Origin of the sequence: Kitasatospora sp. NPDC059599, assembly GCF_042735125.1 — a bacterium.
Lineage (GTDB): Bacteria > Actinomycetota > Actinomycetes > Streptomycetales > Streptomycetaceae > Kitasatospora.
In genome coordinates, this window is sequence record NZ_JBHWCL010000083.1 from 1 (window position 1) to 12,605 (window position 12,605).

The window sequence follows — 12,605 nt, forward strand, 5'->3', positions numbered from 1 at the left end:
TTCCGGCTGTCTGTGCGCCGCCAGGGACTCGAACCCCGGACCCGCTGATTAAGAGTCAGCTGCTCTAACCAACTGAGCTAGCGGCGCCTGCTGACAGAGAAGACTCTAGCAGCGCCGCGCGGCCGAGCCAAAATCGAATACCGGTCGCCCCGCGTTCACCCTCCGGTCACGACGGCCGCCCCGGCGGGAACCGGCGCGCCGGGCTCCCGCGCCGCCCGCACGCAGGCCCACAGCAGCACGGAGGCGCCGGGCAGCCAGGGCTCGCGGTCCTCCGGGGCGACGATCCACCGGCCGGCGCCCAGACCGGGGGAGTCCGGGCTGTTCAGCATCCGCTGCAGCGGCGGGACGGTCACCGTGTCGCCCTTGCCGTGGCACAGCAGCGGCGGCACGTCCCGGGCCCACTCCTCCCAGGCCAGCAGCCGGCGCAGCCGGGGTGCCGCGCCCGGCTGGACGAACAGCAGGGTCCGCCCCCGGTGGGCCGCGACCGGGCCGCAGCCCGGGCCGGAGGCCCACAGTTCGTCCAGCACCCGGCGGCCGAACAGGGCCGGCATGCTGATCACGTCGAAGGCGCGCCCGCAGGGCAGCACCGAGGGCGCCCACGGGCGGGTCTCCCAGAGGGCGCGCATGCTGCGCGGGTACTCGCTGGCGGAGGCGAGCCAGGCCTCCCCGGCCACGCTGACGTACTCCACCGACTGATGCGTCCAGATGTCCACGCACAGCAGCCTGCGCCGTGCGCGCTCGCGGCGCGGCTGAAAGGCCGGTTCGCCGGACAGGGCGGCGGGGAACGGCGTACCCTTCCCCGCCGCGCATATGCCAGTGGCCAGTGTTCGGGTACGACGCGTGCGGCGCTCAGTCCTCGTGGCGGCGGGGCTGGAGCAGGGTGCGCCCGTACTCGATCATCTTGGCGGCGTAGTCCGGGGTCCAGTCCGCCCGCAGGGCGACCTCGGTGTCCGACAGCGCGTCGAAGCGGCGCGGGTCGGCGAGCTGGGCGGCGGCGACCGCCTGGAAGTCCGTGGCCCGCTCGGCGGCGGCCCGGAAGGCCAGGGCCAGCTCGGTGGAGCGGCGCAGCAGCTCCGCCGGGTCGTCGATCGACTCCAGGTCGAAGAATCGTTCCGGCTCCGGGTCGGCCGACTGCGGCTCGAACAGCAGCTGCGCCGGACGCACGCGCCGGGTGGGCTCGGTCGACTCTGCAGGGGAGTCGGGCATGGACGGACACCTCCGGGGTCTCGGTGGGGCGGGCAGCTGCTCCGGGTTGCGCCGCCCGGGTCGTGGCCGTCGTCCATTGTCTCGCGGCGACGGCCGGTAACGGAACGGTGCGCGTGCGGGCGCTATTCCCCGGCGCGCGCCGGGGGTGTGCTGCGAGCGCCGCGCATCCGGATCGTGTGCGAATCGGTTGTCCCCGGTGCAATCCAGTCACCCACACCCCAGGGAGATCCCATGCACGCGCGGACGATCCTGCCCGCCGGCGTCCTGCTGACCGCCGCCGCCCTCGGCGTGGCCGCAGCAGCAGTACCGGCCGTCGCCGCCGAAACGGCCGTGGTGGTGCAGGGCGCGGTCAGCGCCCCGGGCAGCCCGTCGCAGGCCACCTGCCCGAGCGGCACCCACCTGACCGGCGGCGGCTACCAGCTGCCGGCCGGCACGCACGACACCGTCACCTACAACGGCCCGTCCCGGGACGCGACCAGTTGGTACGCGCAGGCCGACCACACGGCCGTCCAGGCCTTCGCGGTCTGCGAGACCGAGGACTGACCGGCACCCGGGCCGGTCGGTTCCGGGGTCCGATCGGGACCGAAGCCCGATCGGGACCGGGGCCGACCGGCACCGACCGGTACCGGGCCCGGCCGGGACCGGGGCCGCACCCTCACCCCAGGCGGACCCGGTGGCCGCTCAGGTGGTGCAGCACCTGGTGGTTGGCCTCCCAGCCGTCCGGGAACGCCACCGGGACCCCCAACTGCACCGGCTCGGTGGCCGGGTGCTCGTCCAGCAACTCGGCGATCCCGGCCCGGGCCACCACGATGCACGCGTGCCGGTGGCGGGAGGCGAGCACGCAGAGCCGGCCGGTCTCCAGGTGGAAGGCGGTCGCGTCCGGGCGGCCCGAAAGCGGGTGCAGAACCACCGTGACGTCGTACTCGCGGCCCTGCAACCGGTTGGCGGTGTCCACCGTGACGGCCGGCCCGGCCGCCCCGTCCACCGGGACACCCACCTTGAGCAGGGCCGCGCGCACCGCCGCCGCCTGGTCGCGGTGGGCGGTGCCGACGGCGATCCGGTCCGCGGTGAGCGGGGCCTCACCCTGCTCGGAGTGCGCCGTCAGCCCGCGCTCCAGCAGCCGGCGCACCGTCGCCGCGACCGCCGCCACGGCCTGCGGGTCGGTCCGCACGGTGTGCCGGGCCGGCAGCTCCAGCAGCGCCCAGCCGTGCTCGGCGGCCCGGTCGATCGCCGCGTCCAGCGCCGAGCCGTCGGGGCGGACGGCGGCGGTCAGCCTGCGGTCGTCCGGCCCGGTGCCGGAACGGAACGGGGTGTACGGGTAGAAGGCCCGGGAGACCAGCGGCGCCGCACTGGCGGGCAGCCGCCAGGAGACCGGCAGCCGGTGCGGCTGGATCTGCGGGTTGTGCGCCAGCATCGTGACCACGGCACTGCCGGACGGGTCGTACGACAGGCCCGCCCACTGCTCGGTGCCGACCACGGTGAACGGGTCCAGCTGGCCGGGGTCGCCGACGAACAGCGCCCGCTCGAACAGCCGGGCCACCGCGAGCAGCGCGTCCGAACGCATCTGGTACGCCTCGTCGACGATCGCGTGCCGCCACGGCGCCTCCGCCCGCACCCACTGCCACTTGGCCGAGGTCGAGATCACCACGTCGTGCTCGACCAGGTCGGCGACCTTGTCCGAGGGCGTCACGTTGGCGTGCTTCAGCACCTCGGGGCCCGGACGGGTGTCCGCGGCGTGCAGCCGGCCGATCGTCAGGTCCGGCGCCTTCTCGGCCAGTCGGCCGACCAGATCGTCCACCTGGCCGTTGGTCTGGGCGACGATCATCAGCCGTTCGCCGGCCTCGACCAGCTCGCGGGCGGCCCGCACCACGAGCGTCGACTTCCCGGCGCCCGGCGGGGAATCCACCACCACGCCGCGCGGGGCACCGGCCGCCGGACGGACGGTCGCCGCCAGGATCCCGGCCACGGCGGCGTCGGCGGCCGCGCCCGGGGGTTGCTCGGGCACCGGGCAGGACGTCCCGCCCGGACCGGGGTTCGAGGTGGCCATCACTCCCACTCCTCGGAGACGGACGGGGCGGGAACGGACGCGGCGCCCGGCGGGCCACCGTGCGTCCACGGGGTGTCGTCCGGCTCCGGCAGCGGCGCGGACTGGCGGACCGTCAACTCGAACAGGGTGAAGGTGACCTGCTCGCCGGGCTCCGGCAGGCTGCCCGGCTCGGGCTCCTTCCGGCGGCCCATGCCGGACAGCACCCGCAACGTGATCGTGCCGGCGGCGGCGTCGACCGCCACCACCTCGGCCTTCTGCGCGGGCGGCCCTCCCCCGGCCTCCGTCCGGGCGGACCCCCACACCCGGTGCGCCTCCCGGCCGAGGTCCGCATGCGGGCGGTCGGAGGTGCGCAGGGTGACCAGCGGGCGGGGCTTCGCGGAGCGGCCCGAGGTGTCCCAGTCCGGCACCACCTCCGTCACCACACCGCTGAACGCCTCGCCGGACAGCCGGTGTTCGGCCATCGCCAGCGGGTCGTCCAGCGCCTCCTGGACGTCCAACCGGGCCTGCTCGCGCTCACGCTGGGCGAGCTTGCGGGCGGCGGTGACCGCGTCGTCCTGCCGGGGCTGCGGCGGCTCACCGGCCACCACACGGTCCCGGTGGCCGGTGTAGGACCAGCGGTCGCCGGCCCAGCGCTCCTCCAGGTGACCGGCCGGCGGCAGGGCGCGCAGCAGATCCACGCCCTGCCACACGTCCCGCCAGGTGGGCAGCAGAACGGCCGCCAGCACCTCCTCCAACTGCCCGACGCCCGCCCGCACGGCCGCCCGGGCGCGCTCGGCGGCGGCCTCGTCGCGCTCCTCGACGGCGTGCTGCAGGGCGCCCACGGCGGAGTCGTACCGGGTGATCGCCGGGGCGAGCACCACCTCGTCGAAACGGGGATCGGTGGCCGGACCGGCCGGCGGGTGCAGCAACTGCCCCCGTTCGTCCCGGGCGGACTCCGCCAGCTCGGCCGCCTCGGCACCGGTCAGGCCCGGAGGCGGGTTGTGCCAGGCCAGCCGGGCGGCCAGGTGCTGGTCCTCCAGGTGGCTCTGGCCGGTCGCCCAGTGCCGGGCCAGCAGACCGGTCATCGGCAGCAACAGGCTGGAGCCGGGCACCTGGGCGCGGTCGGTGAGGTGGGTCAGCCAGCGGCCCAGCAGCGGCACCCGGACCGGCGCCGGGTAGGGGCCCGGCTCCTCGTCCTCGACGGTGCGGCGGAAGCGGGTCGAGCGGCCGATCAACGCGAGGTGGCGCACCCCCGCGCCGTTCGGCACGATCAACTGCGGGGCGTCCGCGCACAGCTCGCGGAACACCTGGGTCTTCTCGCCGGTCTCCGGGTCCTTCTCGGAGCCCTCGATCTGCTCGACGTCGTCGGCGAAGGACTCCAGGTAGGGCAGCAGGTCCGCCGCCAGCTCGGCCAGGAAGTCGAACCGCAGGGTGCGGTTGAGCGGCTGCGGCACCAGGTGCAGCCGGGGCGCGTCCCGGTCGGTGCCCAGCATCACCGCCAGCGGAGCGCCCGCCTCACCGGCAGCCGTCAACGGGACCAGCACCATCGGACGGTCGGACAGGTGCCGGTGCCGGACGGTGGCCAGCGGCTCGGCCCGGCCACTGCGGACGGCCTCCAGCCGGGCCAGGGTGGTCAGAAGACTCATGCGCCCGCCTCGCAGACCTCGGCGGGGGCATTCGCCCACGCGCACCGCCTGTTGATTCGCTCGCTGCGCTCGCTCATGCGCCCGCCCCGCAGACCTCGGCGGGGGCATTCGCCCACGCGCACCGCCTACTGACTCGCTCGCTCATGCGCCCGCCTCGCAGACGCGCAGGGCTTCCGCCCCCAGGGCTTCCGCGCGCAGGGCGGCCGCGTAGGCCAGGCGCTCGGCGGCGTCGTCGGTGCCGTCCGTGTGGTCGGCGCCGTCCGTGTCGTCGGCCTTGGTACCGGCGGCGGCCAGTGCCTCGGCGACCGTCCGGATGCTGCCCAGCTCGCCCCGTACGCCCCGGCCGAGCTGCTCGACCCGGTCGCCGCAGCGGGCCCGGGCGCGGCAGTGGAAGCCGAGTTCGCAGGTCGAGAGGCAGTCCGGGCTGTACGCGGCGGGCACGGCCTCGACCGAGGCGGTCAGCTGCTCGGTGGAGCGTGCGGGCGCGCCCGCCTCGTCGGAGGCCAGGTCGAAGTCCGCGTCCGGCGGCAGCGCGTCCAGTAGCCGGCCGATGCCGGTCATCCGGCTCAGCTGGCGGCGGGTGGTGGCCAGCTCGCGGCGGACGTCGACGGCGACCGCGGTCGGCCGGTTGCCGAAGTCCTTCGGGCAGACCAGCAGCACGCTCGTCCGGGGGCTGCCGGGCAGCCGCTGCTCGGTGTACGGGTCGTCGGCCAGGGGTACGCCGGCGGCCGAGGCGGCTGCCTGCTGGAGCGCGAGCACGTACACGGCGGCCTGGCGGGCGGCGGCGCCGACCTTGGCCGGGTCCGCGCTGCCGTCGAGCACCGGGAAGGACTTGATCTCGACCACCGTGCACCGGCCGCCGTGCACCACGAGCGCGTCCGGCTCCAGGTAGGCGGTGCTGCCGGCCACGTCCAGGCGCAGCAGCGGGTGGTCGAGCAGTGTCCAGGCCTCCGGGTCGGCGGCGGCCCGGGCCAGCGCCTGGGCCGTCCGGTCGGCGCGGACGGCCGGGCCGGAGCGCTGCAGCAGGTCCGGCACCTCCAGCGGGGCGTGGCCGTCCACCGGGACGTCGAGGTGGCGGCGGAGCGGTTCCAGCAGCGCCGCGTAGTCGTCCGCCTTCAGCCGGGACTCGAAGATCACGCCGCGGGCGATCGCGAAGGGGGACTGGCCGAAGGGGGCCGGGCGGCCGAGCCGGGCGGCCAGCGCCGTTTTGTCGATCCCGGCCGCGTCGAGCACCGCGCGGCGGTGGCAGCCCGGATTCGCGGCCAGGGCGGCGAGGGCGCGGGCGGTCAGACTGCGCTGCGGGGCCGGTCCGCGCAGCTCGGCGAGCCGCTGGGCGAGCGGCTCAGCGGACCCGCGGGGCGGGACGTTCGTCGAGACGTTCATGGTGCGGCCCAGTGTCGCATCCGGGTCCGACAACGCGGTACGGACCGGCCGTTCACGGCAGGAACCACCGCGAGACGGCCGTCCGCACCGGCCCGCGATCGTGGCCGCCGTCCGGGTGGGGGATCATGGAACCCGGTGCTCAAGGGTGAGACCGACCGTTGCCGCCGCCCCGTTGCGAGGAGCCCCCCATGCCCGCCCGAATCGTGCTCGTCCGCCACGGCGAGACCGAGTGGTCCGCCACCGGCCGTCACACCGGCCGCACCGACATCCCGCTGACCGAGGAGGGCCGCGCGATGGCCCGGGCCCTCGGCACCCGCCTCGCCGCGGCCCCGTGGAACGGGCTGCCGGACGCGCTCGTCTACACCAGCCCGCTCGGCCGCGCCGAGGAGACCTGCGCGCTGGCCGGCTTCGGCGACCGCGCGGTGGAGCGTCCGGAGCTGATGGAGTGGGACTACGGCCGCTACGAGGGCCGCACCGGCGCGGACATCCGGGCCACCGACCACCCCGGCTGGCTGATCTGGCGGGACGGCGTGCCCGGCGGCGAGAAGCTGTCCGAGGTGGCCGCCCGGGTCGACGCCCTCCTCGCCGGCCTCCACCAGGAGCACGGCGTCCCGGATCCCGACACCACGGTGATGCACTGCGCCGACCAGGACGTCGTCCTGTTCGCGCACGGCCACCTGCTGCGCATCCTGGCCGCCCGCTGGCTGGGCCTGCCGCCCGAGTTCGCCCAGCGGTTCAAGCTCGGCACGGCGGCGCTGTGCGTGCTGTCCTGGGAGTACGGCGCCCCGGCGGTGGAGATCTGGAACGACCTCTCCCACCTGGACGGGCTGACCGCCGGGCACTGACGCGCCCGGGGCGGCAGGCTCCACCCGGGGCGTGCCCGGGCGGTCCGGCTAGGCGGCTGCCGCCCGGTCGTACTCGGCCAGGAACCGGCGCACCTCGGGCACCGCGGCGTGCGGGCGCAGCCGTCCCGCGGTGTCCGCCAGCATGCTCCGGATCCGGGCCGAGCGGACGTCGCCGAACAGGGCCACGGCGGACGAGCCGTGGTACGCCGCCCCCGCCAGGTCCCCCCGGCCCAGCCGGTCGTGGGCCAGTTCGGCGGTGTACAGCACCCGGTTGCGGACGAAGTGCGGTTCCTGCAGCGCTATGGCCAGCCCGGCCTGCTCGCTGGCCCGGTCCCAGTCGCCGAGCGCGGACCAGCACTGCGACTGGAGACCGGCGACCTCGGCCTCGCCGAAGAAGGACATCCACTCCGGATCGGCCTCGGAGGGCCCGCGGTCGAACAGCGCGTACGCCCGGCCGAGCGCGCGTTCGCAGGCGGTGCGGTCCTGCAGCAGGGCCCAGGCGCCGGCCTCGCGCATGGCCAGCAGGGCGAGCAGCCGGTGGGAGCCGAGTTCCCGGGCGGCGACCTGCCCGGCCTGGGCGGCGCGCAGTGCCTCGCGCGGGCGTCCGGCGTCGCGGGCGAGGAAGGCGCTGTTGCAGAAGACGTGCGCCTCCAGCGCGGAGTCCCCCGCCATCCGGGCGGTGGCCAGGGCCTCGGCGTAGAACGAGCGGGCGTCCGAGAGCCGGTTCGAGTCGTGCGCCAACCAGCCCACCGAGATGGCGAGTTCGCCGGCCCCGGCCTGCAGCCGGCGTTCCGTGTCGGCGCTGTACTCGCCCTCGTTGAGCAGTGCGTACGCGGTGCGCAGCGACTGCCCGGCGAGTTCGTACAGGGCGTCGGCGCCGTGCGCGTCGTCGGCCAGCCGGATGTCCCGGACGGCCTGTTCGACGCCGAGCACCTCGGCGGCCCCGACCCGGCGCAGCGGCGGCACCGGCCCGGGCCGGCCGGGCACCAGGGGCTCGGCCGAGAGCAGTGACGGTGCGGTGAACTCCGCACCGGGAAAGGCGCCCGGGCCGGTGCGGACACCGGAGGCGCCGGCGGCACCGGCCTGGCGACCGGCGGCCGCGGCCGGCCGGTCGATGCCGATCACGCTGGCCAGCGCGGTGGTGCCGCCGGCCAGGAACGTACGGCGACGCACGTCGTCGTTCTCCTCGTCGAGATAGGGCGATCCATCGGGCCCCCTGGGCACCGCGCCGGGACTCGGCCACGGGGGGCCCTCCGGAGCGGCTGGATTCGCGTACGGCGAGGCAGCGTACGGGAGTTGAGTGGAGAGTGGTGAGCGCGGGGCGGGCAGGGGCGGGAACGGTGGGTGGAGCGGAGGCAGCCCGGCGGGTCCGCCGCCGCCGTCCGCCGGACGGCGGCGGACGGCGGTGCGGGGGGCGAAGCCGAGGTCGCTGAGCGTGCGGTCCGGCCACATGTGCCGGAAGACCCGCTCGTAGGCGTAGTTGGGGCAGCGGATCTCACCGGACTCGACCCGTCCGACGTAGCGGGCGTCGCAGGAGACGTGCTCGCCGATCTCGCGGGCGGCCCGGCGCACCGCCACGGCGAACTCGCCGGGAGAGCGGTCGCCGCGCAGCGCGCGCATCACGGGGTTGGGGGACGGTCGGTTCGGCTCGGCCGGTGGGGTGGCTGCCATGGCGCCGAGAGTACTCGGAGTCACCGTGCGGACACGTGGGGTTTGCGGGAGATCTGCTGACAATACCGGTCAAAGCGGGCCATGTTGCGGGATATCTGCCATGAAATGCCATGCCTTGCTGTAAGGCGCCCCGTGGCCCGGGATGCGTTCGCCGCGTTGTCCTGATACGTGGAAGCCCAGGCCGTCGCCCCGGCACGTCCCAGCCCGGTGGCCCCTCCGGGCGGCTGCGCTTCCGGATCCGACGAGGTACAGGAGGGCCCGTGATGGCCACCGGACTGCCGCAGCACCGCCCCGTCGCCGGGGGCGTGCTCGCCGGCGCAGCCCCCGCCCTGCTGCCCGACCCGGCCGACGACCGGATCCCCGGCCGGGGTCCGGTCGAGGGCGGCCGAGCCCCCTGCGGCGGCCCCCGGCGCGAGCACGCCGTCCCCGACGAGGGCACCCCCGTCACCGGCTGCGACACCGTGACGGTAGCCCTGCGGCACGGCCTGGAAGCCGTCGACATCCTCAGACTGCGCCGCGCCTGCGGGGCCGTGCTGCAGAGCCGCAACGGCAGCACCGTCTCCTTCCTCGTCCCGGCCGGCACCTGGGAGACCTGGCACCTGCCCGGCAGCTCCTGTACGGCGGGCGCCCTCATCCCCGCCGCCACCGACCCGCGCTGGGTGATCCCGCCCTCCGGCTCCGGCTGCACCGCGCGCCCCACCGACGCCTGGGTCCTCCGCTCCGCTCTCTGCGAGGCCGCCTGCACGCTCACCGCAGGCGGCCTCGGCCCGTTCTGACGGGCGTGCCGTGCGGATCCCGCCGGGCTCGCGAGCACCACGCGCCCCACCGGCCGGATCCCCCCAGCACGCCCACCGGCGCGGTCCGGCAGACCCGCCGGGACCGCCGGGACCGCCGCTCCTGCGGCGGCTGTGCCCTCTCGCCTGCGGCGATAATGGCCACCATGGGACGAAGCAGCAGAGCCGTGCGCGGCAGCGGGACGGAGGCCGCCACCGGCGTGGGCGGGCGCACCCACGCGCAGGGGCCGCTCACCCGCCCCGTCGGCTCCGGCCTGGCCGAGCTGCGGCCCGACCGCGATCGCCCGGCCGCCTGGTCGCTGCTGATCGACGGCGCCCCGCAGTCCATGGTCGACCTCGCCGATCCCGCCCACCTCGGTTTCGAGTACCAGCGTCGGCTCGGCCACCTGATCGACCTGGTGGCCCCGCCGGGCCGGCCGCTCACCGTCCTGCACCTGGGCGGCGGCGCCCTCACGCTGGCCCGTTACGTCGCCGCCACCCGGCCGCGCTCCCGTCAGCAGGTCGCCGAGATCGACACCGCGCTCACCGAACTCGTCCGCGCCGAGCTGCCGTTGGACAAGGGCTGGCAGATCAAGGTGCGTGGCGGGGACGCCCGCAGCGTGCTGGAGCGCACTCCCGAGGGCACCGTCGACCTGGTCATCACCGACGTCTTCTCGGGCGCGCGCACCCCGGCCCACTGCACCACCGTCGAGTTCACCACGCTCGCCGCCCGCGCCCTCGCCCCCGGCGGCTGGTACGCCGCGAACATCGCCGACGGCGGCGCCCTGCCCTTCGCCCGTTCCCAGGTCGCCACCCTCGGCGCGGTCTTCCCCGAACTCTGCCTGATCGCGGACCCCGCCGTGCTGCGCGGCAAGCGCTTCGGCAACCTCGTCCTGGCCGCCGCCCACGCGCCCCTCCCGGTGGCCGACCTGACCCGCCGCGCCGCCTCCGATCCCGCCCACGCCCGTGTCGAACACGGCCGCGCCCTCACGGACTTCGCCGCCGGCGCCGCCCCGGCCACGGACGCGACGGCCGCCCCGTCCCCGGAGCCACCGCCGGGGGTCTTCCGCTGACGGACCGCCGCTGACGGACCGTCGCCGACGGTGGTGCGTCCGTCGTCGGACGCCGGTGACGGGCGCCTTCGTGCGCGCCCTCCGCCGGAGAGCCGTCGGCCGGCGACCGGCCCGCCGCCGGCAACGGCCTTGGCGCGCACCGCCGTCGCCCCCGAAGGGGCCCGTGCGGATCGGCCCGGTCGACCGGGAGGTGCCGACCCCCGGGCGCCGGGCGTGCTCGTCGTCGCCCCCGGGCCGGTCGGCCGCGCATCGGTCGGCCGCGGCACCGACCGGGCGCGGGGCACCCCGGTCCGCGACCGGCGTCGGTGCTCGGCCTGCGTCGGGCCGCCGTCGACCGGGAGCCGAACGGCGAGCCGTTCCGGCCGGTCGTGGGCGGCACCCGGGCCGGCGGCGTCCCCTCCGGGCCGGTGCCGGTCGTCGGGGCGTGGGCCGGGGCTGCGGGTTCAGTGCCCGCGCGGCAGTCCGCGGTGTTTGCACATGGCCGCGCCGGTGAGCAGGAGTCCGGCGGCGATGGGGGCGAGGACGGCGGTCGCGGTGGCGGAGCCGTCGCCCACGGCCGTCACGGTGGCGGTGTCGGCGACGGCGAGCGTCTCCGGGGTCCCCGCGTCGTCCGGCCCGGCGGGGGTGGTCGTGCCGTCCCGGCTTGTCGGGGTTCCGACCGGGACGGTCTCGGACGCGTCCAGGACCGGGGGAGTCCCCGCCGCCTCGCTCTGCCGCGGGACGGTGGGGCGGGCGGTGTCGGCCTGCAGCCGGCCGGTGGAGTTCGGCCCGGTGGGGCCGCCTTCGCGGGAGGCCGGGTTCTCGGCGGGGCGGTCCTGGGCGGGGGCGGTGTCGAGCAGTCCGGAGGCGATCGCGAAGGCGTCGGGGACGGCCGCCCGCTGGCCGGGCAGGGGGAGCCCGCCGGACCGGATCCGTTCCCGCAACGTGCCGTCGGCCGCCCCGGTGCCGCCGCCGGTCGGGTCCCCGGCGGTCCCGGGGGAGCGCCCCGGCGCCTCGGCCGCCGACTGCCCCGGTCCGACGGGGCGTTCGGCCGACGGCGCGTCGAGTGCGGGTGCGTCGAGTGCGGGGCCGGCGAGGGCCGGGCCGCCGAGCGACGGTGTGCCGTGCGGGGCGCGGCGGGCGGCGGGCCGGGCCGGTTCGGTCAGTGGGTCGGCGGACGCCGCGTACGCGCCGGGGGCGCCGAGGCCCCAGAGTTGGGCGAGCAGCGCGCCGGCGGCCGCGGCGGTGCGGGGGCGGGGCAGCCACCGGGCGATCCCGTGCCGGGCGCCGGCGACGCCGCGGTGGGCGGGTTGCCTGGGCTCGGTCACGTGATTGGCTCGCACGTGAGTCGAGAACGAGCGGACGGGCGGTGAGGTCACGGCCGCCGTCACGGACAGTCATCGCGCGGTTCGGCCCCGGGCGGTGTTCCCGGGGCCACCGGCCGCGCGGCGGTCAGGAGTTGGGGCGCAGGGTCCAAGTGACCGTCATCACACCGGTGACGGCGCCGTCGGCGCGGGTGATCTCGACGGTGACCGGGAACTCCGGGCGGCCGCCGGCGTCCAGCTCGGCGACGACCTCGGCGGCCGGGCGGCCGAGGACGGCGGTGGCGGTGACCTCGCCCATGGCGAGCTTCTTGTACGCGATCTCGGCGTTGACGGCCAGCGGCACGGCCCGGGACAGCTGGTCGCCGAAGGCGGCGAGCACGATGCAGCCGCTGGCGGACTCGGCGAGCGTGAACATCGCGCCGGCGTGCGGGCCGCCGACGTGGTTGTGGTACGCGGGCTGGTCGGGCAGCCGGAGCACGGCGCGCTCCGGGGTGGTCTCCAGGTACTCCAGCTTCAGGGTGTGCGCCATCGGCACGGTGGAGTCGAGCATCTGGCCGATCGTAGGTGTGGTCATGGCGACGATGTTACTAGCCGGTAGCTTCCGGCGGCAGGGGTCGCCCGGAAAAGCCGGACCCGGGGCCGGCCGGGGGAGGCGGAGTTGAGGAGTGCGAACGTGAG

At 76.5% G+C, this 12,605-nt stretch carries 12 protein-coding genes and 1 tRNA gene; 4 read left to right on the forward strand and 9 right to left on the reverse strand.

What is annotated here, in order from left to right:
* Nucleotides 1–13: 13 nt before the first annotated feature.
* The 3 genes from ACFV04_RS26120 to ACFV04_RS26130 form a co-directional block, all read right to left on the reverse strand.
* Nucleotides 14–87, reverse strand: a tRNA-Lys gene (locus ACFV04_RS26120).
* A 68-nt stretch (nt 88–155) separates the two neighbouring features.
* A complete protein-coding gene (locus ACFV04_RS26125; RefSeq protein WP_380348384.1) occupies nt 156–713 on the reverse strand; it encodes a bifunctional DNA primase/polymerase in 558 nt (185 codons plus the stop codon).
* Between the two features lie 136 nt (nt 714–849).
* The gene (locus ACFV04_RS26130; protein ID WP_360253183.1) at nt 850–1,206 is read right to left on the reverse strand and encodes a hypothetical protein; all 357 of its coding nucleotides are present in this window, start codon (nt 1,204–1,206) and stop codon (nt 850–852) included.
* Nucleotides 1,207–1,437: 231 nt separating this feature from the next.
* On the opposite strand from ACFV04_RS26130, the gene ACFV04_RS26135 reads away from it, so the two are divergent.
* Complete coding sequence (locus ACFV04_RS26135) at nt 1,438–1,749, forward strand: hypothetical protein (protein ID WP_380348382.1); 312 nt, start codon at nt 1,438–1,440, stop codon at nt 1,747–1,749.
* A 112-nt stretch (nt 1,750–1,861) separates the two neighbouring features.
* On the opposite strand, the gene ACFV04_RS26140 is transcribed toward ACFV04_RS26135, so the two are convergent.
* From ACFV04_RS26140 to ACFV04_RS26150, 3 genes are all read right to left on the reverse strand, one after another.
* Nucleotides 1,862–3,253: an AAA family ATPase gene (locus ACFV04_RS26140; protein WP_380532796.1), complete on the reverse strand. Its 1,392-nt coding sequence runs from the start codon at nt 3,251–3,253 to the stop codon at nt 1,862–1,864.
* Nucleotides 3,253–4,878, reverse strand: coding sequence for a hypothetical protein (locus ACFV04_RS26145; RefSeq protein WP_380532799.1), 1,626 nt, complete (start codon nt 4,876–4,878; stop codon nt 3,253–3,255). The genes ACFV04_RS26140 and ACFV04_RS26145 overlap by 1 nt, the downstream gene beginning before the upstream one ends.
* A 141-nt stretch (nt 4,879–5,019) precedes the next feature.
* Entirely contained in the window at nt 5,020–6,261 is a 1,242-nt protein-coding gene (locus ACFV04_RS26150; protein WP_380532801.1) for a hypothetical protein, read from the reverse strand.
* 188 nt (nt 6,262–6,449) lie between these two features.
* On the opposite strand from ACFV04_RS26150, the gene ACFV04_RS26155 reads away from it, so the two are divergent.
* Complete coding sequence (locus tag ACFV04_RS26155; RefSeq protein ID WP_380348374.1) at nt 6,450–7,106, forward strand: histidine phosphatase family protein; 657 nt, start codon at nt 6,450–6,452, stop codon at nt 7,104–7,106.
* 48 nt (nt 7,107–7,154) lie between these two features.
* On the opposite strand, the gene ACFV04_RS26160 is transcribed toward ACFV04_RS26155, so the two are convergent.
* Entirely contained in the window at nt 7,155–8,777 is a 1,623-nt protein-coding gene (locus ACFV04_RS26160; RefSeq protein ID WP_380532804.1) for a tetratricopeptide repeat protein, read from the reverse strand.
* Nucleotides 8,778–9,040: 263 nt separating this feature from the next.
* Here ACFV04_RS26160 and ACFV04_RS26165 point away from each other — a divergent pair, with 263 nt between their 5' ends.
* Nucleotides 9,041–9,553, forward strand: a complete 513-nt coding sequence (locus tag ACFV04_RS26165) for a hypothetical protein (RefSeq protein WP_380348370.1) — start codon at nt 9,041–9,043, stop codon at nt 9,551–9,553.
* A 164-nt stretch (nt 9,554–9,717) separates the two neighbouring features.
* Nucleotides 9,718–10,623, forward strand: coding sequence for a spermidine synthase (locus tag ACFV04_RS26170; protein ID WP_380532806.1), 906 nt, complete (start codon nt 9,718–9,720; stop codon nt 10,621–10,623).
* A 443-nt stretch (nt 10,624–11,066) separates the two neighbouring features.
* Here the strand turns inward: ACFV04_RS26170 and ACFV04_RS26175 are convergent, their stop codons facing one another.
* Both ACFV04_RS26175 and ACFV04_RS26180 read right to left on the reverse strand, forming a co-directional pair.
* Complete coding sequence (locus ACFV04_RS26175) at nt 11,067–11,930, reverse strand: hypothetical protein (protein ID WP_380532808.1); 864 nt, start codon at nt 11,928–11,930, stop codon at nt 11,067–11,069.
* A 124-nt stretch (nt 11,931–12,054) separates the two neighbouring features.
* On the reverse strand, nt 12,055–12,501 hold the full coding sequence (locus ACFV04_RS26180; protein WP_189919419.1) for a DUF4442 domain-containing protein: 447 nt from the start codon (nt 12,499–12,501) through the stop codon (nt 12,055–12,057).
* Between the last annotated feature and the right edge of the window lie 104 nt (nt 12,502–12,605).